This window comes from Pseudoflavonifractor sp. 524-17 (assembly GCF_009935845.1).
GTDB lineage: Bacteria > Bacillota > Clostridia > Oscillospirales > Oscillospiraceae > Pseudoflavonifractor_A.
Window position 1 is genome coordinate 22657 of the sequence record NZ_QWEK01000031.1, and the last position, 25713, is coordinate 48369.

General features: G+C 57.9%; 20 protein-coding genes. 13 read left to right on the forward strand and 7 right to left on the reverse strand.

Annotation, left to right across the window (positions count from 1 at the left end; genetic code table 11):
- Window positions 1–75 precede the first annotated feature (75 nt).
- The 3 genes from D1159_RS12060 to D1159_RS12070 all read right to left on the reverse strand — a co-directional run bounded on the left by D1159_RS12060 (window position 76) and on the right by D1159_RS12070 (window position 3918).
- Window positions 76–1311 carry an ABC transporter permease gene (locus D1159_RS12060; protein WP_161845914.1) on the reverse strand — a complete coding sequence of 412 codons (1236 nt, stop codon included), beginning with the start codon at window positions 1309–1311 and terminating at the stop codon, window positions 76–78.
- Window positions 1308–2003: an ABC transporter ATP-binding protein gene (locus tag D1159_RS12065; RefSeq protein WP_161845915.1), complete on the reverse strand. Its 696-nt coding sequence runs from the start codon at window positions 2001–2003 to the stop codon at window positions 1308–1310. Before D1159_RS12065 ends, D1159_RS12060 begins: the two co-directional genes overlap by 4 nt.
- Window positions 2004–2100: 97 nt before the next feature.
- Window positions 2101–3918: an efflux RND transporter periplasmic adaptor subunit gene (locus tag D1159_RS12070; protein WP_161845916.1), complete on the reverse strand. Its 1818-nt coding sequence runs from the start codon at window positions 3916–3918 to the stop codon at window positions 2101–2103.
- Window positions 3919–4551: 633 nt separating this feature from the next.
- On the opposite strand from D1159_RS12070, the gene D1159_RS12075 reads away from it, so the two are divergent.
- Window positions 4552–7533, forward strand: a complete 2982-nt coding sequence (locus D1159_RS12075) for an S-layer homology domain-containing protein (RefSeq protein ID WP_161845917.1) — start codon at window positions 4552–4554, stop codon at window positions 7531–7533.
- Between the two features lie 60 nt (window positions 7534–7593).
- Here the strand turns inward: D1159_RS12075 and D1159_RS12080 are convergent, their stop codons facing one another.
- Window positions 7594–8130, reverse strand: coding sequence for a hypothetical protein (locus D1159_RS12080; RefSeq protein ID WP_161845918.1), 537 nt, complete (start codon window positions 8128–8130; stop codon window positions 7594–7596).
- Window positions 8131–8300: 170 nt separating this feature from the next.
- On the opposite strand from D1159_RS12080, the gene D1159_RS12085 reads away from it, so the two are divergent.
- Genes D1159_RS12085 through glf form a run of 12 tightly spaced genes read left to right on the forward strand, consistent with a single transcriptional unit; the run spans window position 8301 to window position 23009 of the window.
- A complete protein-coding gene (locus tag D1159_RS12085) occupies window positions 8301–10625 on the forward strand; it encodes an O-antigen ligase family protein (protein WP_161845919.1) in 2325 nt (774 codons plus the stop codon).
- A complete protein-coding gene (locus D1159_RS12090) occupies window positions 10622–12013 on the forward strand; it encodes an undecaprenyl-phosphate glucose phosphotransferase (RefSeq protein WP_161845920.1) in 1392 nt (463 codons plus the stop codon). The genes D1159_RS12085 and D1159_RS12090 overlap by 4 nt, the downstream gene beginning before the upstream one ends.
- An 11-nt stretch (window positions 12014–12024) precedes the next feature.
- Window positions 12025–13161 (forward strand): glycosyltransferase, encoded by a 1137-nt coding sequence (locus D1159_RS12095; protein ID WP_161845921.1) that lies wholly within the window; start codon window positions 12025–12027, stop codon window positions 13159–13161.
- 48 nt (window positions 13162–13209) lie between these two features.
- Window positions 13210–14685, forward strand: coding sequence for an ABC transporter permease (locus D1159_RS12100; protein WP_347563685.1), 1476 nt, complete (start codon window positions 13210–13212; stop codon window positions 14683–14685).
- 10 nt (window positions 14686–14695) lie between these two features.
- Window positions 14696–15424, forward strand: a complete 729-nt coding sequence (locus D1159_RS12105) for an ABC transporter ATP-binding protein (RefSeq protein WP_161845922.1) — start codon at window positions 14696–14698, stop codon at window positions 15422–15424.
- Window positions 15408–16409 (forward strand): DUF4422 domain-containing protein, encoded by a 1002-nt coding sequence (locus D1159_RS12110; RefSeq protein WP_161845923.1) that lies wholly within the window; start codon window positions 15408–15410, stop codon window positions 16407–16409. Before D1159_RS12105 ends, D1159_RS12110 begins: the two co-directional genes overlap by 17 nt.
- Before the next feature lie 8 nt (window positions 16410–16417).
- Entirely contained in the window at window positions 16418–18442 is a 2025-nt protein-coding gene (locus D1159_RS12115) for a DUF4422 domain-containing protein (protein ID WP_161845924.1), read from the forward strand.
- Window positions 18443–18460: 18 nt separating this feature from the next.
- Window positions 18461–19243 (forward strand): glucose-1-phosphate cytidylyltransferase, encoded by a 783-nt coding sequence (gene rfbF, locus D1159_RS12120; protein WP_161845925.1) that lies wholly within the window; start codon window positions 18461–18463, stop codon window positions 19241–19243.
- Entirely contained in the window at window positions 19243–20316 is a 1074-nt protein-coding gene (gene rfbG / locus D1159_RS12125; protein WP_161845926.1) for a CDP-glucose 4,6-dehydratase, read from the forward strand. The genes rfbF and rfbG overlap by 1 nt, the downstream gene beginning before the upstream one ends.
- The gene (locus D1159_RS12130; protein ID WP_161845927.1) at window positions 20313–21236 is read left to right on the forward strand and encodes an NAD(P)-dependent oxidoreductase; all 924 of its coding nucleotides are present in this window, start codon (window positions 20313–20315) and stop codon (window positions 21234–21236) included. Before rfbG ends, D1159_RS12130 begins: the two co-directional genes overlap by 4 nt.
- Window positions 21233–21808 carry a dTDP-4-dehydrorhamnose 3,5-epimerase gene (rfbC, locus tag D1159_RS12135; protein ID WP_161845928.1) on the forward strand — a complete coding sequence of 192 codons (576 nt, stop codon included), beginning with the start codon at window positions 21233–21235 and terminating at the stop codon, window positions 21806–21808. Before D1159_RS12130 ends, rfbC begins: the two co-directional genes overlap by 4 nt.
- A 1-nt stretch (window position 21809) precedes the next feature.
- The gene (gene glf / locus D1159_RS12140) at window positions 21810–23009 is read left to right on the forward strand and encodes a UDP-galactopyranose mutase (RefSeq protein ID WP_161845929.1); all 1200 of its coding nucleotides are present in this window, start codon (window positions 21810–21812) and stop codon (window positions 23007–23009) included.
- 289 nt (window positions 23010–23298) lie between these two features.
- Here glf and D1159_RS12145 read toward each other — a convergent pair whose 3' ends face one another.
- The 3 genes from D1159_RS12145 to D1159_RS12155 form a co-directional block, all read right to left on the reverse strand.
- Window positions 23299–24015: a hypothetical protein gene (locus tag D1159_RS12145; protein ID WP_161845930.1), complete on the reverse strand. Its 717-nt coding sequence runs from the start codon at window positions 24013–24015 to the stop codon at window positions 23299–23301.
- Window positions 24012–24572: a sigma-70 family RNA polymerase sigma factor gene (locus D1159_RS12150; protein WP_161845931.1), complete on the reverse strand. Its 561-nt coding sequence runs from the start codon at window positions 24570–24572 to the stop codon at window positions 24012–24014. The genes D1159_RS12145 and D1159_RS12150 overlap by 4 nt, the downstream gene beginning before the upstream one ends.
- Before the next feature lie 203 nt (window positions 24573–24775).
- Entirely contained in the window at window positions 24776–25534 is a 759-nt protein-coding gene (locus tag D1159_RS12155; RefSeq protein ID WP_161845932.1) for a polysaccharide deacetylase family protein, read from the reverse strand.
- Between the last annotated feature and the right edge of the window lie 179 nt (window positions 25535–25713).

A 25713-nucleotide genomic window follows, 5' to 3' on the forward strand; every position in this document is an offset into this window, starting at 1 on the left:
GGTTCTTAGCACCTGTCTTCATAACCGTTGGACACTGTCCGGCTCTTTTGCCGCCCCGGTGGTGAATACAGATTCTTATTCAGCCCGCAGGGCGTCCACCGGCTGGAGGCCGCTGGCCTTGATGGCGGGGTACATACCGAATACAACGCCCAGAAGCACCGATACAACTACCCCTGTGATCATAATGGAGGCGTCTGGGTTGACAATATAGCCCAGCTCCTTCCGGCAGTAGATCCAGCAGGCGGGATAGCTGGCCAGAATGCCCAGCAGGCCGCCGATGCCGCAGATGATGCACGCCTCAATGAGAAACTGGGCGATGATGCTCCGCCGCTCCGCGCCGATGGCCTTGCGGATGCCGATCTCCCGGGTGCGCTCGGTGACGGTAACAAGCATGGTGTTCATAATGCCGATGCCGCCCACCAGCAGGGAGATGGCCGCCACGCCGGCCATCATGTTCTCCTGCTTCTTGTTGGCCTCTTCCGTGGATTCCCGGCCCTGCTCCGGGCTGTAGACGCTGTAATGCCCATAGCTGTTGCCGGTGCTGGGGTCGCCGATGAGGCCGGCCAGGAAGCCGTCCAGCCGGGTGACGGCCTCGGTGAGGGCCTCCCGGCTCTTGGCCTTGGCCACAAATTCGCTCATATCGGAGTAATCCTGGCCGGAGGCGGCGAGGGCCCGTGTGGTGGAGTAGGGGAATACGATCACGTTGTCCAGAGACCAGCCCATTTCCGCGGACTCGGAAAAATCCTTCCGGGCGTAGACGCCCACCACCTCAAAGGGGACGCCGCTGAGGGTAATGGTCTTGCCGATGGGGTCGGAGTAGTCGAAGAAGAGCTCCTTGGCCCGGGAGCCCAGGACGCAGACCTGGTGGGCGGCCTTGATGTCCAGATAGGTGAGATCCCGGCCCTGGCTGATGGTAAAGTTGTTGCACAAAGACCACTGGTCGCTGCCCAGGTAGAGCTGGGGAGAGTAATCCATGGTGTCGGAATTTTTGGTGCCGTACTGCACGGTGCCCCAGATGTACACATTGGGGGTGACGCCCTCCACCAGGTCGTCTAACTGGAGGCAGTAGTCATAGAGACTCTGGAACAGATTGGCGCTGCCGGAGCCCCATTTGTAAGCGGAGATCTGAATCTGATTGGTACCCATGCTCTCATAGTAGGCCATGATCTCCTTGCTCTGTCCCTTGACATAGGTAATCTGGGTGATGACGGCGGCCAGGCCGATGATGATGCCCAGCATGGTCAGGAAGGTGCGGCCCCGCCGGGCCACGATGGATTTAAAGGCCATTTTGATGGAGCGGACCAGATTCACAGCCAAGTCACCTCCTGCTGTCTGTCCTCGATAATGACGCCGTCGGAGATGCGCACCACACGGGGGGCGGTGGCGGCAATGCCATTGTCGTGGGTGATGAGAATAATGGTAGTCCCCTCTTTATAGAGCCTGCGGAGAATCTCCAGCACGTGCTGGCCGGTCTTGGAGTCCAGGGCGCCGGTGGGCTCGTCGGCCAGGATGATGGGGGGATGGGTGGCAATGGCCCGGGCAATGGCCACCCGCTGCTGCTGTCCGCCGGACATCTGGGTAGGCTTGTGCTCGCAGCGGTCGGCCAGATTGACCCGCTCCAGGGCGTCCATGACCCGTTCCTCCCGCTCCCGGGCGCGGATGCCCTGATAGACCAGAGGCAGCTCCACATTTTCATAGGCGGACAGGGTGGGGATGAGATTGAACCCCTGGAAGATAAAGCCGATCTGCTTGTTGCGGATGTGGGAGAGCTGGCGGTCGCTGCGCTCGGTGATATCAGTGCCGTCCAGGTGGTAGTCCCCGTAGGTGGGGATGTCCAGACAGCCCAGTATGTTCATCAGCGTGGACTTGCCGGATCCGGACTGGCCCACGATGGCGACGAACTCCCCCCGGTCGATGGAGAGAGAGACGCCGTTGAGGGCCCGCACCTCGTTTTCGAAGCCCTCGTTGTAAATTTTAAAGACGTTTTGGATTTGAATGAGCAACGCGGTCACCTCCGGTCAGGCCCGGCAGCGGAATCAGAACCCTGGATTCACAGCCATGAAACGCCGTCCAGCGTTCCCCGGCTATGAATGCAGGTTCTTACCAGCTGTCGGCCTGCTCCTTATTGTAGTTTGTAAAGACTTCGTCCCCCTCGTTGAGGCCGGACTTGATCTCTACCGTGGAGTTGTCCGACAGGCCCACCTCCACCGGGACCGCGTAGAAGCCCTCCGGCACGTCCTTCTGCACCTCGGGAGAGAGCTCAATGGCGTTGTCGGGGGCGCTGTCCGCCTTGAGATAGACTACGGAGATGTTGTTGCCCTCGATATCGCTGATATAGCGCACACAGATGCCCGGGACCACAATGCAGTCCAGGCTCTCGTTGGCGGCGAAGCTGTAGTCCAGGGACTGGCCGCTGCGCATGGCGCCGTCCGGGTTATCCACCCGCACGGAGACGGAGTAGGTGGTGATGCCGTTTTCCGACTTGGGTTCCAGGCTCACCGCGTCCACAATGCCCATAAAAATGTTGCCGTCCCAGTCGCTGAGGTCGATGGTCATGCCGGTCTGGATGCCGGAGATGTTCCGCTCGTCCACGTCGATGGTGACGGTCATGATGGCGGTGTCGGCAATGGAGACGGCCACCTTGCCGCTCTCCACGTCTTCCCCCGCCACCAGAGAGCAGGACATGACCGTGCCGCTGATGGAGGCCACGGCGTTAAAGTCTCCCAGGGCCTTCTGGGCGTCGGCCAGCTTCTTCTGGGCGTCCACGATCTGTTCGTCTTTGGCGGCGATCTGTTCGTCTTTGGCAGCGATCTGCTCGTCCTTGGCGGCGATCTCGTCCTCCTTGTCCTTGATGCGCTTTTGGACCTCCTTATCCCCCTGGATCACCAGGGCCTGGCCCTCGGTGACGTCGGCGTAGTTGAGCAGGCGGCTCTCCACCACGGGGCCGTCCAGGGCGGTGGTGATCTCCCGGGTCTCGTAATATTTCAGCTGGCCGTTCTGGTAGGGGTAGATGGCGGTGCCGTCGGCGGCGGTGAGCGCCACAGAGGCGTCCATGCCCTCGGTGAGCGTCTCGGGATTGTCCATGACCACCACCACCTCAAAGCACTTGGAGCCCTCGGGGGTGATGAAGCTGACCTTGTTGATGGCCTCCACCGTGCCGGGGAAGGAGCCCATTACCGCTGGAATGGATACCTGGGCGCTCTGGCCGGTTTTGATGTCGTTTTCATAGGCGTAGCTGTAGTAGAGGGACAGGCGGAGCTTTTTGTCGTTCACCAGCACCGCTACCTTGGTATTGGCGGACAGGTTGTTGTCCTTGTGCAGGTCCTCCACCTGGACCAGCTTGCCGGAGAAGGGGGCGCGGACGGTGAGCTTGTCAATGTCCTTTTCGATCTCCTGCCGCTCCTCCACCAGGTCAGCCCGCTCCTTTTGGAGGTCGGCCCGGTCTTTGAAGAGGCCGGCTTTTTCCTCCTGGAGGCTGGAAATATTCTTCTCCGCGTCGGTGACAGCCTGGTGGGCGGCCTCGCTGTAAATGGCATAGAGGGGATCCCCCTGCGTGACCTGGTCCCCCTCGGCCACATAGACCTCCTGAACGGTGCCACTGGCGGTGAGGGTGATGGTCTCCGTGGACTTGGCCCGGGCCACGCCGCTGCCCTGCACCATACTGGAGATGGAGCCCCGGTAGGCAAAGTCGGTCAACACGTCTCCCTTGTCCTCCGGCGGATCGGACAGAACATTTTTCCAAAGAAAATAGCCGGACACGGCCAGGGCGATTAACAGCACGATGGCGGTAATAATGCTGCGTATATTCCGCTTGCGCCGCTTCTTTTTCAAAGGCGCGCCGGGCGGCGTAGGACCGGGCTGGACGGGGGCGGCGGGCGCCTCTGCCTTGGCAAGAACGGGTGTCTGCTGTTCCGACATAGTTCATAACCTCCTGCAATTCTTACTTTCATCAGGCGACTTGATTATAGCACAGCCGGGGGCCCAGGGTAATGTCAATTTGGTGACAAGTTCTTAACAAAACCTTAAAATTTTGTCATTTTCAAAAAGGACGCCGGCGACCGTTCTTTCTTTAGACGCAGGAACAGAGAAAAAGTTCACTCAAAATCAAAAAAATAGGAAAAGCCCGCTGCCTCGATTGAGAGACAGCGGGCCATCCACAAGGAAAGATTCCAAAATGAGAACAAGTTCAGGAAAAGCGTCCTGCTTTTCCAATCCTTATTATACAGGAAGACAGGCGGCGCGTCAAGGGGAAAAACGGCGAGGGCCAACCGCTTGCAGCAGCGCCCTTACATGCTTATCATACCCCCCGGCGGGGCGCTGTCAAGGCGGGTTTTGGCGGGGGAGGGGGCGTCCCGGCGGGCGCAGTCACAAAACGGAAGGAATCTTACACGTTTGTTACAACTGCGGAAAAGCGGTTGACGAAATCGCCGCGATGATTTAAAATGCGAGCATGAGGCAAGGGGAGTTATACGCCGGTGAAGGGGCGAAAAGTTCTGAAAACTGGCGAAAAAACTCTTTTTGGCTCAAATTCGAACAAGGAGGAACTCCAAAATGAGAAACCTCAAGAGAGCTCTCAGCATGGGCCTGGCTTCCGTCATGGTAATGGGCATGATGGCCACCGGGGCCGGCGCTGCGGGCTACGAAGATTTCGCCGACAAGGACGAGATCAAGAACGCTGAGGCGGTCAACACCATGGTTTCCCTGGGTGTGATTTCCGGCGCCAACGACGGCACCTTCCAGCCCGAGGGCACCCTGACCCGCGCTCAGATGTGTACCCTCGTCGCCCGTATGCTGGGCGGCGGCAAGGACCCCGTCCTGGGCGACGGCGGCAAGTCCAGCTTCAAGGACACCCAGGGCCACTGGGCTGAGACCTACATCGCCTACTGCGCCAACCTGGGCATTATCGCCGGTGTGGGCGACGGCAACTTCAAGCCCGACGACCCCCTGAACGGCACCGCTGCCGCGAAGATGATCCTCTGCGCCCTGGGCTACAAGCCCGAGTTTGAGGGCATCGGCGGCGCCAACTGGGAGCTGGCCACCAACACCCTGGCCAGCAAGATCGGCCTGTACAACGATCTGGACAGCCTGAACCCCTCCGTGACCATCAACCGCGACAACGTGGCCCAGATGATCTACAACGGTGTGCAGGCCCTGGAAGTGGAGTACCGCAACCTGGATGGTCAGCATGACGGCACCGTCTACGCCACTGAGAAGGGCACCATGCTGTGGAACCGCTTCAAGGTCCGCAAGGTAGAGGGCGTGGTTGAGGCCACTGACCTCATTGCCCTGAAAGACGGCACCACCGTCACCGGCAAGAGCCGCCTGACCGATGTCCGCTACAACGGAGCGGCCTGGGAGAATGAGGATGGTTCTTCCCGCTCCTACACCTACCCCATCGACATTGACGACGAGCTGCTGGGCCAGCGCGTGGTTATCTACGTGAAGGGCCTGAGCGACCTGTCCCCCAACTCCTCCAACATGGAGGTCATCGGCTCCGTGATTGTCTCTGACGACAACACCATCGTGGAGACCACCGGTCGGCTGAAGGACAGCAACGCTGTGAAGGACGCCGTGAAGAAGGGCGGCCTGTCCATGCCCACCAGCGTGGAGAGCGTGAAGGTCACCGAGAAGGATGACTTCAGCAAGACCAACGGCCAGGAGCAGATGCCTGGTGTGCATCAGCGGTTCATCGACAACGACGCCGACGGCACCGTTGACGTGATTGTCGCCAAGAACCCCGCCCTGGCCAAGGTGAACACCTACAACACCAAGGACAGCAAGCTGAACCTGTCCGGCATCGGCTCCGTTGACTTTGAGGACATCCTCAACGCCGACGAGGTGGACGCGGGCGACTATGTCCTGGTGTACAACTATGAGGGCACCTACATTCTGGAGCAGGCTGAGTCCGTCTCTGGCACTGTGACCGCCTATGTTCACAACAGCACTGCCACGCTGAGCAAGATCACCATGGACGGCACCAACTACGGCGTCGGCTCCGGTGAGATGCTGGCCAGCGACCTGATCAAGCCCAATGCCGCTGATCAGTTCCCCGACCTGGTGGACGGTTCCTACACCCTGTACCTGGATCCTCACGGCAACATCCTGGGCTATGTTGAGGACGAGGGCACCATCGGCAACTATGCCGTCATCACCGCCGCAAATGTCACTGAAAGCAAGGGCTTCAGCTCTGCTGAGGTGAAGCTGACTCTGTCCGACGGCACCTCCGGCAAGTATGACGTGAACCTGCTGGCCTCCGCCAAGAAGTGGAACACAACCACTCAGAACGCCGCTGGCAACACCGCCAAAGAGGACGCTATGGCGACTGGGCTGAAGGGTGCGAAGGACGTGCTGGTTGCCTATACCCTGGATGACGGCAAGGTTACTCTGAGCCATCCTCAGGTTGCCAACTCGAAGACCTATGTTGAGGCGACCAACGCCAACACGGCTGGCAGCGAGCTGAACTTCAAGAGCAGCACCGCTTCCTACACCTTCGGCGGTGTGAAGGTCATGGCCGACAACAAGACCGTGTTCTTTGTTAAGGACAAGGAAGGCAGCTACTCTGTGGTCGCCGGCCTGGACAACCTGCCCGCCAGCGGCCTGAAGGCTGGGACTGGCACCAGCAGCCAGGTGATCTACTACAAGGGCGCCACCGGCAAGGACGCCATGGCCAAGGCCATCTACTTTGAGACCAATCAGAAGTTTACCTCCAGCTCCAGCTACGCGTTTGTTACCGGCACCTACACCAAGACCACCGCGAACGGCGAGACCATCCACACCTACCCCGTGGTGCTGGAGGACGGCACCGTGACCAAGCTGTCCGCCAAGAATGACGACAGCGTTGCCAAGGAAGAGGCTCACGAGTACCAGACCAGCGGCAGCTATGTCACCTTCGACAACAGCAACTTGGACCGTGTGAAGAACAACCTGGCGATCACCAACGTGGGCGCCAACGCCATCTCTGTGGCCAATGCCGAGACCGGCGAGCCCGCCGGCAGCTACGCCATCCGGGGCGCCAAGGTTTGGGACGTCCAGGACACCGACGACGTCTTTGAGACCAGATTCCAGAAGGACCAGAAGGTTGCTCTGGTGCTCACCAACGAGGGCGACGTGAAGACCGCCTTTGTCTATGATGAGATGGAAGGCACCCCCTCTCCCGCTGTTAAGCCCGGCGACGTGACCGAAGGCGTGACCGGCGACGGTGTGGATGGTAGTGGCAACATCACGATCACTGCCGGCCAGACCAGCCTGCCGAAGTTCAAGGTAGAGTTCCAGGCGGACAGCGACAAGGATCCCATTGTAAAGGTTAACGGTGAGCGGATTAGCGTCAGCAAGAAGATCACCCGCGCCGTTGCAACGTGGGTTGGCGAGTATCAGATTAAGTCGAGTGATCTGAATAACGGCAAGATTCCTCTGGAGGTGAAGATCACCACTCAGAAGGATGACATGGATCCCGTCACGACTACCATGAATTACAATCTGACCTACACCTATAAAAATGCCAACGACACCGAAGCTGTCTCCGTTCTGCCCTAAGCAGTAATACCCGTGCCCCAGGCCCGAGATGGGCCTGGGGCGGGGTTTTAACCTGCCGTCTCATTGGACGGCAATGTAGTTATACCTCCAGTTTCCGGTGTTTGTGCCGGCGGTTCCGGCGATTTCCGCCACCTGAAATCCCCCGGGGACAATCTCCACCCAGTTGGCGGTTTCATTTCCCGCCGGGGAGCCGGTTACGGCCAGACCGCCGTAGCCGTTGGAGTTGCTTATGCCCCGGGAGAGATAGACCCAGACGGCCTTAGGGGTAAAGCCCAAGGGGATAACCCTGGTACGTGCGTCGTCCCCGATGTAATACCCCACAATGACATGGCTTCGCGCCTGGAGGGCGGAAATTGCCTGCTCTGTAGAGGCCTTGTCGGCTTTCTGGCTGAGGGCGGCATGGATGCCGGTCAAGGTGCTGCTGACGCTGTCCAGGCTCTGGCTGAGGGCGGTTTTGTCGGCTTTCTGCGCCAGGGAGGTTTGGATGCCGCCGATTGCGGTGTCGATTTTTGCGAAATCGCCGTTGAAATCTGAGCGCAGGAATTTGTCGGTCCCCACCCACTGGTGGAGGCCGCAGTTTGGTGTGTAAGACGCCATAGATTTTTCTCCTTTACGTTGATAAAGGAGGGCGGGGATTCCCGTTTCGGGGGACAAAAACGTCTCCCCATTTCCTGATTTTCAGCAAAATCAGGCCCAGCTTTGCGAATTCTTCAGGCGGGCCCCTTGATTGCCCCCTGATTTGTATAGAGCCAGAATGTTTAACAGAGGTGAGGAAGATCATCAAGAAGATTCCACAGGCCGCGGGACCCTTTCTTGTCGGGGCGGCGTTTTTTCTGACGGTGTGTCTGAGCTCGGCCTCAACGGTAAAAGTGGCCGGGATGGCGCTGGCGCTGGGTGCGGTTGCGGCGGTGCTTCTGCGCGGGAGCGCCGTGAGGGGGCGGCTTTACGCGCCGGTGCTTCTGCTCGCCGCGGTGGTGGTGATGGATGGGGTGTCCACGCTGTACGCTGTGACGGGCAAGTTCGCGTTATACGAGTTTCTGAAGGTGTTCGCGTCGTTTTGCCTGGTTGTGATCCTGCTGGCGGCGGCGCCCGGGGAGGGGGCCCGGCCTGGGCGGTGGATTGCCGCAGTGCTGGAGACCAACTGCGCGCTGGCGGGGCTGGTGAGCATGGATCTGCTGTCCACGCGGTGGCTGAGCGGGGCGCTGGTATCTGCGCTGGGCCGTGTGACGCCGGACTACAGCCAGCTGGCGGGCGTAGAGCCCGGGGTGCGGATGCTGTCTATTTTTACCAACCCCAACACCTTCGCGGGGTGCGCGGGGCTTGGTGTGCTGCTGTCTTTGGGCCTGGTGAGCTCGTCGGAGCGCGGATGGGAGCGCCGCGCCCACTTGTCGCTGCTGTTTGTGAACGCGCTGTCCTTTGTGCTGGCGTTCAGCCTTGGCGCCAGCGGGGCGATTGCGGTGGCCTTCCTGGTATTCCTGGCGCTGGAGGGGAAGGAGCGGCGTGGCGGTCTTCTGATCGTGATGGTGGAGACGCTTGTGCTCACGGTCCTCGCGGCGGGGGTGATCTCCCAGACCTCCCTTCAGCCGTGGGACGGTGTGGATCCGGTCCCCCTGGTGTGTACGGTGCTGGGCGGGGCTGCGCTGTGTCTGCTGGACCGGTTCGCGGGGAAAAAGCTGGCGGACAAGCTGTTGGGCCGCGGGCGGCTGGTGCTGTGCCTGATCGCCGGCGTTCTGGCTGTGCTGATTGCCTTTGGGGCGGTGGCGGTGAGCGTCACCGGCCCTGTGACGCTCCAGCCTGGGGAGGGGCTGCGCCGGGCGGCGTATCCCCAGCCTGGAACGTACACCCTGAGCGTCCAGGGGGATGCGCCCCTGGAGGTGGTGATCGAGAGCCAGAACCAGGCGGAGACCATGATGCACACCAGCACAGTCCTGTACGCAGGCGCGGGCGCGGAGGCGGTGTTTACCGTCCCGGCGGACAGCCTGGTGGTGTACTTCAACCTGTCGGCGCCGGAGGGGGGGACGTTTTCCCGGCTCTCCTTCGCCGGGGAGGGGGGCTCGGGGAAGGTGCCCCTGCACTACCGCCTGCTGCCTGGGTTCATCGCCAACCGTCTGCAGGGCCTCCTGGCCAACGAGAACGCCATCCAGCGGCTGGTCTTCTTCTCGGACGGCCTGAAGCTGTTCCGCCACAGCCCGGTGATCGGGCTTGGGATGGGCGCCTTTGAGAGCGGGGCGAAGGGTGTGCAGTCCTTCTACTACGAGACCAAATACGCCCATAACCACTACGTGCAGCTGCTGGTGGAGACCGGCGTGGTGGGGCTGGGGCTGTTCCTGGCCCTGCTGGCGGGGTGCGCCTGGGCGGTGTGGCTGTCCCGGCGGTCGGAGCGGGTGCATCCCCTGACGCCCGCGCTGGGGGCGGCGCTGGTCTTCGCGGCGATCCACGGCGGCACGGAGGTGGTGTTCTCCGCCTACCCCTACCTGCCGTTGGCGTTTGGAGTATTCGGCCTGATCAACCTGTGCTGCGGGGCGGCCCTGCCGGCGCCCAGGCTGGGGGGGAGGGCGCGGCGGCTGGCCCTGGCGGGCATGTCCGTACTCATCACGGCCTACGCCGTGCTGCTGGGAGGCAATATGGCGGCGCGGCGGCTGGTCAGCGAAGCGCCGTCGCTGGAGAGCCTGGAGCGTGCGGTGAAGCTGGACCGGTTCGAGTGGGCGGACTATATGCTGTCCTATGTCCACAGCGTCACGGGCAAAGAGGTGGAGGAGCCGGTGCGGGAGCAGGCGGACGCCTACGCCGCCCGCCTGACCCGTGTGGACTCCAACACCATCCCCATCTACCTGGCCCGGTACTATTTCAGCACGGGCCGTGTGGAGTCTGGGTTTGCTATGGTGGAAAAGTATGTGGAGTATGTGGCGGCGGACCCAGCCGCGTGGCAGAAGGGTTTTGATCTGCTGGCGGAGTACGAGGCGGACACGCAGGAGTTCCGCACCGGGGTCATCCGTCTGGCTGGGAAGCTGGCGGAGTGGAACCGGGAACATATGGGGGAGATCAGCCTGAATGAAGCAGCCCAGAGCCTGATCTCCCGGATGTCGCCATGATCCGGGAGAATCAGCGGCTGCTCAACCAGGTCAACGTGATCAGCGACGGTGCGATCCTGCTGCTCATGCTCCCGATTGCCTACTGGATGCGCTTTTTCGTGCTGCCTGGCGGGGTGGTGAACGTGCCGTTTGCGCGCTACCTGCGCCTGAACGCGGTCTTTACGGCGGTGCAGCTGTTCACGTACGCAACCTTCGGGCTGTACCAGTCCTTTCGGAAGAAAACCCTCCAGCAGGAGCTGTACCGGCTGTGGCAGGCGAGCCTGCTGGACATGGCGCTGCTTCTGAGCTGGCTGTTTGTGGAGCGTGAGATCCACTACTCGCGGGTTACCTTCGCCCTGTTCTTTGTGCTGAGCACCGGGGCGCTGAGCGGGAAGCGCGTTGTGCTGCGCAGATGCCTGCGGTATTTCCGGCAGAAGGGGTACAACCAGAAGCACGTTCTGATCGTGGGCGGCGGCGAGATGGCCGCGAAGTATTTGGAGAAAATCCGTGGGGACCGGGAGCTGGGCTACCTGCCCATCGGGTACGTGGCGGAGGGCGGGGGCGCAGGCCTTCCGGGCGTGGAGCGGCTGGGCGGCTTCGACGTGCTGGAGGCGCTGCTGGAGGCGTACCGTCCGGACGAGGTGGTGTCCGCCATCGGGCTTGGGGACTACCACCGCACGCCGCAGATCATCGCCGCGTGCGAGAAGACGGGGAGCAAGCTGTCGCTGATCCCCTTTTACGCGGACTACATGCCCTCCAGCCCCCAGTTTGACGACCTGAACGGGCTGCCGCTGCTGAATCTGCGGCGCATTCCCCTGGACAACTGGGGCAACGCGTTCTGCAAGCGGGCGATGGATGTGATAGGGTCCGGGCTGCTGCTGGTGCTGAGCAGCCCGGTGATGCTGGTATGTGCCATAGGGGTGCGCCTGTCCTCGCCTGGGCCTGTGATTTTCAAGCAGAAGCGGGTGGGCCGGGACAAGAAACCCTTTTATATGTACAAATTCCGCTCCATGCGCCTGAACGGCGCGGAAGATACCGGCTGGAGCGGGCGGACGGACAGCCGGAAGACCAGATTCGGGGCGTTTCTGCGAAAATGCTCTCTGGATGAGTTTCCCCAGTTCTGGAATGTACTCAAGGGAGATATGAGCCTGGTGGGCCCCCGGCCGGAGGTGCCCTACTATGTGGAGCAGTTCAAGGAGGAGGTGCCCCTGTACATGGTCAAGCACCAGGTGCGGCCTGGGATTACCGGGTGGGCGCAGGTGAACGGCCTGCGGGGGGACACGTCCATCAAGCGGCGGATTGAGCACGACATCTACTACATCGAGCACTGGAGCCTTCGGTTTGACCTGAAGATTTTGTGGAAGACGCTGTTTGGTGGAAAGTTCCTCAACGACGAGGCAGTGAGGTAAGGAGGGTGTGCGTGGCGAGAAAAGTACTGTTTACCGCCTCCACCTGGGGCCATCTGGTGAACTTCCACCTGCCGTACCTGCGGTATTTTCAGGAGGCGGGCTGGGAGGTCCACGCGGCGTGCGGGGGGCCTGCGGCGGCGGTTCCCTGCGCGGAGCGGAGCATTTCCCTGCCCTTTGAGAAGCGGCTGGGCGCCCCGGAGAATTTCAGGGCGGCAGGCATCCTGCGCAGGCGGATCCAGGCGGAGGGGTATGAGCTGATCTCCACCCACACGGCTCTGGCGGCGTTTTTCACCCGGCTGGCGGTGAAGGGTCTGAAGGAGCGGCCGAAGGTGCTGAACATGGTTCACGGGTACCTCTTTGACGGCGGCACGCCGGCGGTGAAGCGGAATATGCTGCTGGCGGCGGAGCGGTGGACAGCCTCTGAAACCGACCTGCTGCTGACTATGAACCAGTGGGATTTCGACGCGGCCCGGCGGTACCGTCTGGGCCGGCGGATTGGATACATCCCCGGGGTGGGGGTGGACTTCTCCCGGCTGGCGGAATCCGGCGGGGAGGCGGGGGCCGGAGGCCGCCTGAGAGCGGACTGGGGCATCCCGGAGGACGCCTTCGTCGTGCTGTACGGGGCAGAGTTCTCCAGGCGGAAGAGCCAGTGGGTGCTGATCCAGGCTATGGCGCGGCTTCCGGAGGAGGCAGTGCTGGTGCTGGCTGGGGAGGGGGCCCTGCTGGCGGAGTGCAGGGCGCTGGTCCAAAGCCTGGGCCTGTCCGGGCGGGTGCTGTTTCCCGGCCACGTGCCCCTGGGGCCGTGGTACCGGGCGGCGGACGCGGTGGCGTCCGCCAGCCGGAGCGAGGGGCTGCCCTTCCATATCATGGAGGGCATGTACATGGGCGTGCCTGTTGTGGCCAGCCAGGTGAAGGGACATACGGATCTGATCCGCCACGGGGAGAACGGCCTGCTGTGCCCCTACGGCGACCCAGACGCCTGTGCCGGCCAGATACGCGCCCTGCTCCGCGACCCCGCGCTGGGGATCAGGCTCGCCCGCAGGGCGCAGCAGGACGCCGGCCGCTATGCCCTGGACGCGGTCTTCCCCCTCGTCCGGACCCAATACGACAGCCTCTTCCACACCAAAGCTCCCGCCTATGCGAGTTAGACGGAACCATGGCCGGGAATTTTATCGAAAGACGCAGGAGGAACACAGGTGAGCAAGAAAAAGGGAGCCATAAGTCAGAAACATCCCCAGGAGGCGCCGGTGCGCATTCCCAGGTTTTGCGCGGGAATCTTCCTCTTGTACTGGCTGTTGATCGCGGCCTTTTATGTTCTGGCGGGGGAGCAGCTGCATCTGCGGCAGTCCCGCGGCGCGCTGGAGCTGCCGGCGGCGGAGTCCGGCACGGTGGAGCTGTGCCAGGGCGCGGTGGTGGAGCAGTGTTTTACCGCAGAGATCCAGCGGTTCCAGTCGGTGAGCGTCCAATGGGGCACCTATTACCGCCCCAACGCCGGGACCGTCGCCATAGAGCTGTGGAACCTGGCGGACGGAAGCCTGCTCCTCAGTCAGAGCTATGACGCGGCCGCCATCACGGAGGGCGGGCTCACCACCCTGACGGCGCGGGAGCCCATAGAGGGAATCTACGGCGCACCCCTGCTGCTGAAGGTCTATGCCGACTGCCAGCCCGGAAGCGCGCCCTCCCCCCTGATGAACCAGTCCGCCCCGGCGCAGGAGGGCTTCTCACTCTCCTTAAACGGCGCCCCCGCACAGGGCACCCTGTGCTTCTCCGCCTCGGGCGAGGACTATATCTGGACGGGGCTGCACTACTGGGAGTTCGCCGCCGGCTTCGGCGCGGCGCTGGCCCTGGCGCTTATCTATATCTGGCGCCGCTGGGCCGCGGGAAAGCACAGCTATGTGGTCTACGCCCTGACCGCACTGAAACAGTACCGCTTCCTCATCCGGCAGCTGGTGAGCCGGGATTTCCGCACCAAGTACAAGCGCTCCGTGCTGGGTATGTTCTGGAGCTTCCTCAACCCCCTGCTCACCATGATGGTGCAGTATTTTGTCTTCTCTACCATTTTTCGCTCGGATATCCCCAACTATGCCGCCTACCTGCTTATCGGCATCGTGTCCTTCAACTTCTTCTCCGAGGCCTGCGGCATGGCCCTGACCTCCATCATCGGCAACGCGCCGCTGATCACCAAAGTCTATATGCCAAAGTATATCTACCCCCTGACTCGTGTCATGTCCTCCGTGGTCAATCTGGGCATCTCCCTGATCCCGCTGGTTATCGTGTGCGTGGCCACCGGGGTGGAGTTCCGCAAATCCGCTGTGCTGGCCTTCTATTTTTTGGCGTGCCTGATGATCTTCAGCCTGGGGCTGGGGCTGCTGCTGTCCTCGGCCATGGTCTTTTTCCGGGACACGCAGTTCCTGTGGGGGGTGTTCAGCATGATGTGGATGTACGCCACGCCTATTTTCTATCCAGAGAGCATCCTGCCGGAGGAGTTCAAGTTCATCCTGCGGATCAACCCCTTGTATTATTTCCTGAAAAACATCCGTATGTGTATTCTGGACGGCCTGTCCCCGGAGCCGGCAATCTATGTCCAGTGCCTTTTAATGGCGTTTGGGATGCTGGCGGCGGGGGCGGTTGTGTTCCGCGGGAGCCAGGACCGCTTTGTGCTGTATCTGTAAGGAGGCGGCGATGAGCAAGACAATGATAGAGGTCTCCAACGTGACCATGCGCTTCCGCATGAACAGCGACCGGATCCTCTCCCTGAAGGAGTTCGTCACCACCGCCCTGCGGGGGAAGCTGGACTACCGGGACTTCACCGCCCTGGAGGATGTGTCCTTCACGGTAAAGAAGGGGGAGACGCTGGGGCTGGTGGGCCGCAACGGCGCGGGCAAGTCCACCCTGTTAAAGGTAATCTCCGGCATTCTCAAGCCCACCCAGGGCAGCGTGGCCGCCCACGGCAACGTGGTGCCCATGCTGGAGCTGGGCAGCGGGTTCGACTTTGACCTGACGGGGAAGGAGAATATCTTCCTCAACGGGGCCATCCTGGGGTACAGCGAGTCCTTTCTGAAGGAAAAGTACCAGGAGATTGTGGACTTTTCCGAGCTGGGCGAGTTCATCCACGTGCCCATGCGCAACTACTCCTCGGGAATGGTGGCAAGGCTGGCCTTCTCCGTGGCCACCATGGTACACCCGGATATCCTGATTGTGGACGAGATCCTCGCCGTGGGCGACGCGCAGTTCCAGGAGAAAAGCAAGGCCAGGATGATGGAGCTCATGGGAGGCGGCACCACCGTGCTCTTCGTCTCCCACAGCATTGACCAGATCAGGGATATGTGCTCCAGGGTCCTCTGGCTGGAACAGGGTATGGTAAAGATGCTCGGCAGGACCAATGAGGTGTGCGATGCCTATGCCATGTGACGCGCCGGACATCAAGATCTTTGTCTCCCGGCGGATTGACCTGGACAGCGCGGCGGTGGACAATCCCCTTTATGTGCCGGTGCGGTGCGGGGCGGTGTTCGACCCCGGCGCAGACGCCCGGTTCCAGGGGGACGACACCGGGGACAATATCTCCCAAAAGCGGATGAGCTTCTGCGAATTCACCGTGCAGTACTGGGCGTGGAAAAACGCGCAGGCGGACTATTACGGCCTGTGCCACTACCGGCGCTACCTGTCCTTTGCCCCGCGGGAGTACCGGCCGGGCGACCACGGCCTGGTGCCCTGCGCGGTGCTGTCCCCCAGGACCATGAGGCGGTTCGGGCTGCTGGACAGGGAGAACATGGCGGCGGAGATCGCCCGGTATGACCTTGTGATCCCCCAGCCCGCAGCCGTGGAGCGCATGCCCCTGCCCCATGGAACGGCAAAGACCGTCCGCCAGCTGTGGGAGGCCCACGACGGCCTCTTCTTCGAAAAGAAGGTCATCGACCGGATGTTTTCTCTTATCAAGGAGTTGGCGCCGGAGTACAGCGCCTCCGCCAGGGCCTACTTCGGCGGCGGCCTGCACCGGGGGTACAACTGCTATGTGATGAGCCAGGTACTGTTTGACCGGCTGTGCCGCTTCCAGTTCCCCATTATGGAGGCGGTGGAACGGGAGCTGGACACTGCCGGCTGCACCCCAGAGATGCGCCGCACCCCGGCCTACGTGGGGGAAATGCTCTTCGGCATCTTCCTCCACCACGTGATAACGAACGAGCAGTGGCGCGTCAGCCAGCGGCAGCTGGTCCTCTTTGGCGAGACCAGGGCCATGGCCCCCGCGGCCCTGGCCCGATGGTATGCCACCTATTGGCTGGACCGGCTGACAAGAGCGGCGGTCAAACCCTTTTTCCCCCTGGGATCCAACCGGAGGGAGGCCTGTAAAAAAGTCTATTACCGCCTCACCAGGGCGGGTATAAATGAGAGAGAGTAGGTAGTTTGATGGAAAAGCAGTTTAAGCCAGTCCCCGATGTGGAATGCCTCAAGTATCATGGAACTCCGGAGAAGCCCGACATTAAGATCTTTGTGTCCCACCGGATTGACCTGGACAGCGAGACCATTGACAACCCCCTTTATATCCCCGTGCGCTGCGGCGCGGTCTACGATGAGCGCGAAGGCATTACCATGCTGGGGGACGATACAGGGGATAATATTTCAGAGAAGCGATTAAGTTTCTGTGAGTTAACAGTTCTATATTGGGCCTGGAAAAACATAAAAGCAGATTACTATGGATTGTGTCATTATAGAAGATATTTCTCATTTTCTGATGAGAAACTAAAAGAAGATATTTGGGGAAATATAAACTTTGATTTTATCGATGATAATGCAATAGAAAAGTTGGAAAACCATGAAGGGAAAATGAGAGATATTATCACCAAAAATGATATGATAATATCGGCGCCTTTTGTTGATAAAAAATCTGTATATGTACAATATGAACACACGCCAGCATTACATATTAATGATTTAGACAAATGTTTAAAGATAATAGAAAAATATTACCCAAAGTATGCTGATTCGTCAAGAAAATATATATTTGGGAAAAACTTATATCCATGTAGTATGTTTATCATGAATGCTAAACTTTTCGATGAATACTGCACGTTTTTATTTGGCGTATTAGAAAAATTTAACGAGAAAAAGAATTATGAAAATTATGGACAAGAGGCTTTCCGTACTTGTGGTCATCTTGGAGAACGGTTGTTAGGTATATTTTATATATATCACTGTAAGAAAGAAGAAAAATTGAAGTTTCGCATTTTGCAACGTTCAATTTTTTGGAATACGGAAAGAAATGAATTCCCAGAGCCTGCATTTTCTCATAACAACATTCCAGTAGTTCTGTCGAGCAGTGATTACTACGTACCTTATGCAGCTGTAACAGTTTTATCAACGTTACAACATGCATCTAAGCAATTTAATTATGATTTTATATTTTTATATAATTCAATTTCAAACAAAAACAAAGAACTACTGAGGAAAATTATGGATAATTATTCTAATGTATCTATTCGGTTTTTTTATATTACTCCGTTAATAAAAAAGTATAAATTTGTTGCAAATAATCATGTAAGCGACGAAACCTTTTATAGGCTATTTGTGCAAAAAATTTTTAAAAACTACAAGAAAATAGTTTACCTTGATAGTGATCTTTTAGTCAAAAATGATATTTCAGCTCTATATAAGATTGACATTGGAGATAATCTAATAGCTGCCACGCCAGACGCTGATTGGCTTGGACAATATAATGGAGCGATACCTGTAGTAAAGCCATACTGCGATAAGAAATTAAAATTGAGTAATCCATATTTATATTTCCAAGCAGGTGTTCTTGTCTTCAACATCGAAGAAATGAGAGATACCTTTGGTGATGACGAACTCGCTGAATTTGGAAGTAAGTGCGAGTATATGTATGTTGATCAAGATGTTCTTAATGTTAAATGTCAAGGAAGAGTATATTTTTTGGATATACGTTGGAATATTATGTCGGCATGTGGAGGTGGTAGGACCCAAAATATTAAGACATTTACACCACTTCCCATTAAAGAAATGTATTTTAAAGGGAGAGAAGATCCATATATTATTCACTATGCTGGATATTTAAAACCTTGGGATGATCCAAGTGAAGACTTTGCGTCAGAATTTTGGGAATTAATCAGGGGTACTATTTTATATGAGATAATTTTACAAAGGATGGCTTCTCATACATCATGGCAAACATCGGCAGATTATTTGAATTGGTATAATACGTATGCAAAGATATTTGACACCCGCTCTGGTGCCCGTAAATTTGCGGACAAGCTCCTTCCCCCCGGCACAGGCCGTCGGGAGTTCGCCAAAAAGCTGTTGCCCAAGGGGTCTCTGCGCTGGCGGTTCTGCAAGCAGATTTACTACATTTTCAGGCCAAAATACCGTCCTAAAAAGGAAGTTGACGTTGAGGATCTTATAGAAGAAGAGGAAGATTGATCATAAGGGAGTATCACAATGAAAGTTGTCATTTTGGCTGGGGGCTTTGGCACGCGGATCTCAGAAGAAAGCCAGTTCAAACCCAAACCCATGGTGGACCTCGGAGGTATGCCCATTTTGCTTCACATTATGAAGCTGTACAGCCACCACGGGTTCAACGAGTTCATCATCTGCGCGGGGTACAAGCAGCACGTAATCAAGGAGTACTTTGCGGACTATTTCCTCCACACCTCGGACATTACATACGACTTCACCAAGGGGCGCAGCGAGATGACGGTGCATCACAACTCGTCGGAGCCGTGGAAGGTGACGGTGGTGGACACGGGGCTGAACACCATGACCGGGGGCCGGGTGAAGCGTGTGAGGGAGTACATCGGGGAGGAGCCCTTTCTGCTCACCTACGGCGACGGGGTGTCGGACCTGGACGTCACGGAGCTGGTGAACTTCCATCGGTCCCATGGGAAGCTGGTGACCATGTCGGCGTACAACGCGGGGCAGCGCTTCGGCGTGCTGGACATCGGGGCGGACGGAGCGGTGAAGGAGTTCCGGGAGAAGACCCAGGGAGACGGCAACCTGATCAACATCGGCTTTATGGTGTGCCAGCCGGAGTTTATGGACTACATTGAGGGTGACTCCACGGTACTGGAGAAAGCGCCGCTGGAGGCGGTGGCCCGAGAGGGGCAGCTCATGGCGTACAAGCACTCAGGGTTCTGGCAGTGCATGGACACGGTGCGTGAGAAGGAGCGTCTGGAAACGCTGTGGGCCGGCGGGCAGGCGCCCTGGAAAGTGTGGGAAGACTGATGGACAGACAGGAACTGGAATTTTACCGGGGCAAACGGGTCTTTGTCACCGGCCATACCGGGTTCAAGGGGAGCTGGCTGTGCCGGATTTTGGCGGGAGCCGGAGCCATTGTCACCGGCTATTCCCTGGAGCCGCCCACCCAGCCCAATCTCTTTTCCCTGGCGGGGCTGGAGGGGAAGATAACCTCGGTCATCGGGGACGTGCGGGACCGGGCGGCCCTTATGGCCGCGTTTCAGGCGGCCCGGCCGGAGATTGTCCTCCACCTGGCGGCCCAGCCCATCGTCCGGGACAGCTACAAGGCCCCGGCGGATACCTATGCGATTAACGTAATGGGCACCGTGAACCTTTTGGAGTGCGTCCGCCTGGTTCCGGGGGTGAGGAGCTTTTTGAACGTGACCACCGACAAGGTGTACCACAATAACGAGTGGGTGTGGGGCTACCGGGAGGACGAGCCTCTGGACGGCTTCGACCCCTACTCCAACTCAAAATCCTGCTCGGAGCTGGTGACGCACAGCTATCAAAGCAGCTTCTTCGCCGGGGACGGCGCCCCCGCCATTTCCACCGCACGGGCGGGGAACGTCATCGGCGGCGGGGACTTTGCCAACGACCGGATTCTGCCTGACTGCGTCCGGGCGGCGCGGGCGGGCCGGCCCCTGGGCGTGCGCAATCCCTGCTCCACCCGCCCCTATCAGCACGTGCTGGAGCCCCTGATGGCCTATCTGCTGATCGCCAAAAGACAGTACGAGGATAAATCCTGCGCGGGCTGGTACAACGTGGGCCCGGACGAGCACGACTGCGTTACCACCGGCCAGCTGGCGGAGCTGTTCCGGGAAGCCTGGGGGGAGGGCTTTGCCTGGCTGAATCAGGCGGAGAAGGACGCCCCCCACGAGGCCAATTTCCTGAAGCTGGACTGCTCCAAACTGAAGGCCGCGTTTGGCTGGAGGCCGCGCTGGCGCATCGCCCAGGCCGTCCAGAAGACTGTGGAGTGGACCCGGGTGTGGCTGTCCGGCGGAATGATTCCCGCCGAGATGGACCGGGAGATTGGGATGTATTTGGAGGAGGGCGCACAATGAAAAAGGTGATTGTATCCGGTGCCAACAGTTTTGTAGGCAGTGCCCTGGTTCGGGAGTTGTTGCATCATGAGTATGAGATCTATGCTTTGGTTCGGGACGGGTGCTCCAGCAATCTCCCCCAAAGTGAGCGGGTGCATTTTGTCCCCTGCGATCTGGCGGAGACGGCCAGCTTAAAGGACCGCTTGCCCAAGCAGACGTATGATATCTTCTTTCACTTTGCATGGGCAGGCGTTGCGGGACCCGCCCGGGCGGACACGCAGCTCCAGCTGCAAAACGCCCAGTGGACGGTGGATTCCCTGCGGGCGGCGAAGGAGCTGGGCTGTGGGCGGTTCCTGTGCGCCGGCAGCATTATGGAGTATGAAGCTATGGCCGCGGCCTATACCCAGGGGAACCGGCCTGGAATGGGGTATATTTACGGCGGCGGTAAATTGGCTGCCCATGTGATGTGCATGTCGGTGGCGGCGGAGCTTGGGATTGACCTGATCTGGCCGGAGATTACCAACACCTATGGCGTGGGGGAGAAAAGTCAAAGAGTGGTATGTACCACCATACAAAAGTGCATCCGGGGGGAGGCGCCCCAGTTCACCGCCGGGACCCAGAATTACGACTTTGTCTACATAGACGATGTAGCCCGTGCCTTCCGGCTGATTGGAGAGAAGGGCAAGCCCTTCCACGAATATCTGATTGGCAGCTCCACAGCCCGCCCCCTGAAGGAATTTTTGCTGGAAATGCAGCGTGCCATCGCGCCGGAGCTGGACTTCCAGTTTGGGGATATTCCCTTTACTGGCATTGATCTGCCCCTGAATAAGTTTGACTGCGCCCAAACCGAGGCGGACACCGGTTTCCGGGCGGAAATCAGCTTTGGCGAGGGCTGCAGGCGTACTATGGAGTGGTGGAAATCAATGGAGGACAGGGCATGAACCGTAAGTTTGAGTTTAAGGAGACCGCTATTTCCGGCCTGATTGAGGTAACTCCCTTCAATGCCGAAGATGTGCGCGGCTGCTTCACCAAGGATTATTCCAAAGAGGTCTTTGAGGCAAACGGCATCCGCCATGACTTGGCGGAGGTGTTTTATACCACCAGTCATAAAGGGGTGATACGCGCCCTCCACTTCCAGCGGGTGAGGCAGCAGCCGAAGCTGGTGCGGTGTATCTGGGGTCATGTTTGGGATGTGGTGGTGGACCTGCGGAAGGACAGCGGTACCTTTAAAAAGTGGCTGGCCTTTGATTTAATCGGGGAAACGCACAATGAGATTTTGGTGCCTGCGGGCTGCGCCCACGGATATCTGGTGCTGGAGGACTCCATTGTCTCCTATAAGTGTGGGGAAAAGTTCTATGGGGAGTATGATGACGGCATCCTGTGGGACGACCCGGATATCGGTGTGGCGTGGCCGCTGGAGTTGATTGGCGGCAGAGAGAATGTCATCCTGGCGGAAAAAGATAAAACCCTACAGAGCTTCCAGGCGTTTATAGAGACCTATGGAGGATTCTGATATGGACTGTTTGGTTGTGGGGTGCGGGCTGTGCGGCGCTGTGATCGCCCGCCACATGGCGGAACGTGGGAAGCGGGCAGTAATCTGGGAGCGCCGGGACCACATCGGCGGCAATCTGTACGACTATGTGGACGAGCATGGATTTTTGGTCCAGAAATATGGCCCCCACACCTTTCATACCCCAAAGAGAGCGCTTTATGACTACATGTGCCGCTTTGAGCAGTGGCAGGACTATCAGCTGACCTGCGGCGCGGAGTGGGGCGGAAAATATACGCCCACTCCGTTCAATTTTACCACTATCGATACCTTCTACCCGCCGACGGAAGCAGAGCGCCTGAAAGAAAAATTGAAGAAGGAGTTTGCTGGCCGGGAAACCGCTACCGTGGTGGAGGTGCTGGAGCATCCCGATCCGGAGGTGCGGGGCTACGCGGAATTTCTCTTCCGGAACGACTACGCCCCCTATACCGCCAAGCAGTGGGGTGTGCCGCCGGAGCAGATCGACCCCAGCGTCCTCAAGCGGGTGCCTCTGCGCTTTTCCTATGGAGAGGGCTATTTTGACGATCCCTATCAAGCTATGCCCGTCCACTCCTTCACCCGTTTTTTTGAGAATCTTCTGAACCATCCCAACATTGAGGTAAAACTCGGGATAGAGGCGCTGGAACATCTGAAGGCTGAGGACGGAAAGCTTTTGTTGGACGGGAAGGAAGCCACGTTTCCTGTCGTCTATACCGGAGCGCTGGACGAGCTGTTTGGCGGCATTTACGGGGCGCTTCCCTACCGCTCCCTGCGGTTTGAGTGGAGATACGAGGAAAAGGACAGCTTACAGCCCGCTCCCGTGGTAGCCTATCCCCAGGAGAAGGGCTATACCCGGATTACCGAGTACAAAAAGCTGCCGGTCCAGGACAGGCCCGGGACCAGCTATGCGGTGGAGTACCCCCTCCCCTACCGGGAGGGAGAGAAGCTGGAGCCCTATTATCCCGTTTTAACCAAAGAGAGCCAGACGCAGTTTGCGCGGTATCAGGCCCTGGCGGACCGGATTCCCAACCTCATCCGCTGCGGCCGCCTGGCGGATTTTAAGTACTACAACATGGACCAGGCCTTGGAACGGGCCCTGGAGACAGTAAAAAATTATAACAGGGGAACGGCCCTGGACCCAGCGGACGGGCGGTCTTTGAATTTATCCCTAAAGCGGCACCAATAGACAATATTTTTTACCCATTTTGTATGTACCGCTGCAATCCAAAAACGCTGTCCGGCGGCTGCCTGCCTGTCGCCTAAATGTTGAGGCCGCCTTTCCCCTGTCCCCATCAGTTTTTCCCCTATTTCTTTCTCTCCATTCGCTTTTGTGCTCCCAGCGTCTTGTCCATGAGGGGTGTTCAGAGTATAAAAAGGAAGCTTACTCCAATTGGAGCAGCTTCCTTTTTATACTGTTTCTCCCCCAAAAGTCTGTTTTGCAGCTCCGGAGGGCTATTTCTTTCAAAGGTGTGCGGTTAGTTAATATTTCTCAGGGCGTCTAAAACGCTTTCCGGTTCCGCTGTTTCAGTAAATACCCCAATGTAACAATCTCCAGAATGGATATAAGCAGCACCATTTTCTTCAAGAATGGACACGGTTATTTCTTCCGCAGAGGAATAAATACTTATATCAGTTTTCGGCTTATAGTTTAAAACACAAACGGTAAAAAGAGAGCCAATCGTTTCCGGGTTGGGTGCGACGGCACCGCCGTCCTCTGTAAACTGCTGTCCGGGGATTGTACCGGAGATATATTCAACCCGTAACATATTATACTGTGTTCCATCCTTCATGATGGTATTATAGATACTTCCGCGCCCGTAATGAAAATTCCCCGGCAGTTGACTGGGAAGGTGTTCTGCCAACTCATGGCTCAATGCTTCGCTTTCCGTAAGACTTATAATACCTGCTGAATCCACATTTTCTTCGCTTTCGGCCGCGGGATATACAGCAACGCTATACATCATACCTTCATGGCCTCCATCTATTCCGCCGCTGCCAGTACCGGGAATTGAAACGCCGCCAGGTGTTGTGTTTTGCTGCAAAAAGACGGTGGTTCCCACAATAAGGCATAGGCAAGCCGCTATTGCGACCCAAACCTTCCAACCCAATTTCTTCTTCATCATTGTTCTAGCTCCTTTCACGATGTCATCATCAAGTTCACCAAGGACTTCAAAAAAATCTTCTTTCCTCATAGCTCAAAGCCCCTTTCTGTCAAATATACTTTTAATTGTTTCCGTGTCCGTTCCAGCGTCTTCGATACAGTGCCCTGCAACATTCCATAATTGTTTGCAATCTCTGAAACTGAATCTGCATACCAATAACGGCAGACAAAAACGCCTCGCTTCTCTGGTGAAAGGCTCCTTACAAAAGAATTGATTGCCTTTACCAGTTCCTGGCGGTCAAGCGTTTGTTCTACGTTGTCGGTGTCTGATACACAGTCAGCCAGTTCCTCTAAAACAAGTGCTATCTCACCACCGCCCCGTTTTTCAGCATGGTCGTGTTTATACTTGTTAAATGACAGATTTCGTGTGATTTTACCAAGGAATGTTGCTAGTTGTTCGGGCCAATGGGCCGGCATGGAGTTCCAGGCATTTAAATAGGTGTCATTGACACATTCTTCTGCATCTTCTTCGCTGTTTAATATGTTCCTTGCGATGGTCTTGCAGTAATGGCCGTATTTGTCAGACGTTGCTTTAATGGCCTGGTCGTTTCTGTCCCAATACAACTGGATTATGCCATTATCATTCATACAAATCCCCCTTTCACCTATATACACAGCTTCTAGATAAAAATCTGACGCTCATTTCTAAAATATTTTTCACATTATATCATACTGTTGATCTGATAGTAACGGAAAAGAGACTGTCCACCCAAGGTGAGCAGCCTCTTTTTATAGCAGTTGTATCCTAATACAACTATTTATTCGCGGTAACGCCCGCTCCAGAGGGGGGCCTATCCTGCCGGACACTGTCTCCCGGTATGGTCGATGGTGTACTCCCCCGCAAGGATGAGCTGTGAAATGGGCACGAAGGTGTACCCCTCCTGGAGGAGGCACTCGATGATGCTTGGGAGGGCCTCTGGGGTGTGGAGGGCGGCGTTATGGAAGAGGACGATAGACCCCGGCCCCACCTTTGCGGTCACCCGCTTTGTGATGTCGGCGGCGGAGAGATCCTTCCAGTCCAGGCTGTCCACGTCCCACTGGATGGGCTCCATGCCGATGGAGCGGACGGAGGAAATTACGGTGTCGTTGTACTCGCCGTAAGGCGGGCGGATGAGCGTAGGGCGCACGCCGGTGACGGCCTCGATTTTATCGTTGCACGCCTCCACGTCGGCGATGATCTCGGCGCTGGAGAGCTGGTTCATGTGGGCGTGGGAGTCAGAGTGATTCATCACCTCGTGCCCCGCGTCGTGGAGGGCCTTTACCGACTCTGGATACTTCTCCACCCAGTCCCCCACCACAAAAAAGGTGGCCTTTACGTTGTACTTATCTAAAATGTCAATAAGCTGCTGGGTGTCCTCGTTGCCCCAGGCGGCGTCGAAGGAGATGGACACCATCTTCTGGTCCCGCTGGACGCAGTAGATGGGCAGCTGGCGGCTGGCGGCGGCGGCGCCCACGATAGCCGGGTGATTGACCACGGTAAACATCAGCACGGCGATGAGGGCGCAGGCGGCGAAAAGCAGGTGTTTCCGCTTCAAAACCAAGAATCTCACAAAAAATCCCTCCCGAAATATGTTGTCCTCTCCAAACTGTATGCGAAAAACCGGCCATAGTTGCACGGTTTTGTGCTTTTGTCCAGGCGGGGCCCCCGCGGAGGGGATGCTCCCCCCTCTGGCCTCCCCCAAAGCGTGGACGGGCGGCCTGTGAATTCATCGGACACGAAATAAAGTAG

What these genes read in the sequence shown, in the direction of transcription:
- glf (WP_161845929.1), top strand. Translation starts at nt 21,810, where the DNA reads ATGGACTGTTTGGTTGTGGGGTGCGGGCTGTGCGGCGCTGTGATCGCC.
- rfbG (WP_161845926.1), top strand. Translation starts at nt 19,243, where the DNA reads ATGGACAGACAGGAACTGGAATTTTACCGGGGCAAACGGGTCTTTGTC.
- D1159_RS12105 (WP_161845922.1), top strand. Translation starts at nt 14,696, where the DNA reads ATGAGCAAGACAATGATAGAGGTCTCCAACGTGACCATGCGCTTCCGC.
- D1159_RS12130 (WP_161845927.1), top strand. Translation starts at nt 20,313, where the DNA reads ATGAAAAAGGTGATTGTATCCGGTGCCAACAGTTTTGTAGGCAGTGCC.
- D1159_RS12110 (WP_161845923.1), top strand. Translation starts at nt 15,408, where the DNA reads ATGCCTATGCCATGTGACGCGCCGGACATCAAGATCTTTGTCTCCCGG.
- D1159_RS12075 (WP_161845917.1), top strand. Translation starts at nt 4,552, where the DNA reads ATGAGAAACCTCAAGAGAGCTCTCAGCATGGGCCTGGCTTCCGTCATG.
- D1159_RS12080 (WP_161845918.1), bottom strand. Translation starts at nt 8,130, where the DNA reads ATGGCGTCTTACACACCAAACTGCGGCCTCCACCAGTGGGTGGGGACC.
- D1159_RS12115 (WP_161845924.1), top strand. Translation starts at nt 16,418, where the DNA reads ATGGAAAAGCAGTTTAAGCCAGTCCCCGATGTGGAATGCCTCAAGTAT.
- D1159_RS12070 (WP_161845916.1), bottom strand. Translation starts at nt 3,918, where the DNA reads ATGTCGGAACAGCAGACACCCGTTCTTGCCAAGGCAGAGGCGCCCGCC.
- D1159_RS12150 (WP_161845931.1), bottom strand. Translation starts at nt 24,572, where the DNA reads ATGAATGATAATGGCATAATCCAGTTGTATTGGGACAGAAACGACCAG.
- D1159_RS12090 (WP_161845920.1), top strand. Translation starts at nt 10,622, where the DNA reads ATGATCCGGGAGAATCAGCGGCTGCTCAACCAGGTCAACGTGATCAGC.
- rfbC (WP_161845928.1), top strand. Translation starts at nt 21,233, where the DNA reads ATGAACCGTAAGTTTGAGTTTAAGGAGACCGCTATTTCCGGCCTGATT.
- rfbF (WP_161845925.1), top strand. Translation starts at nt 18,461, where the DNA reads ATGAAAGTTGTCATTTTGGCTGGGGGCTTTGGCACGCGGATCTCAGAA.
- D1159_RS12145 (WP_161845930.1), bottom strand. Translation starts at nt 24,015, where the DNA reads ATGAGGAAAGAAGATTTTTTTGAAGTCCTTGGTGAACTTGATGATGAC.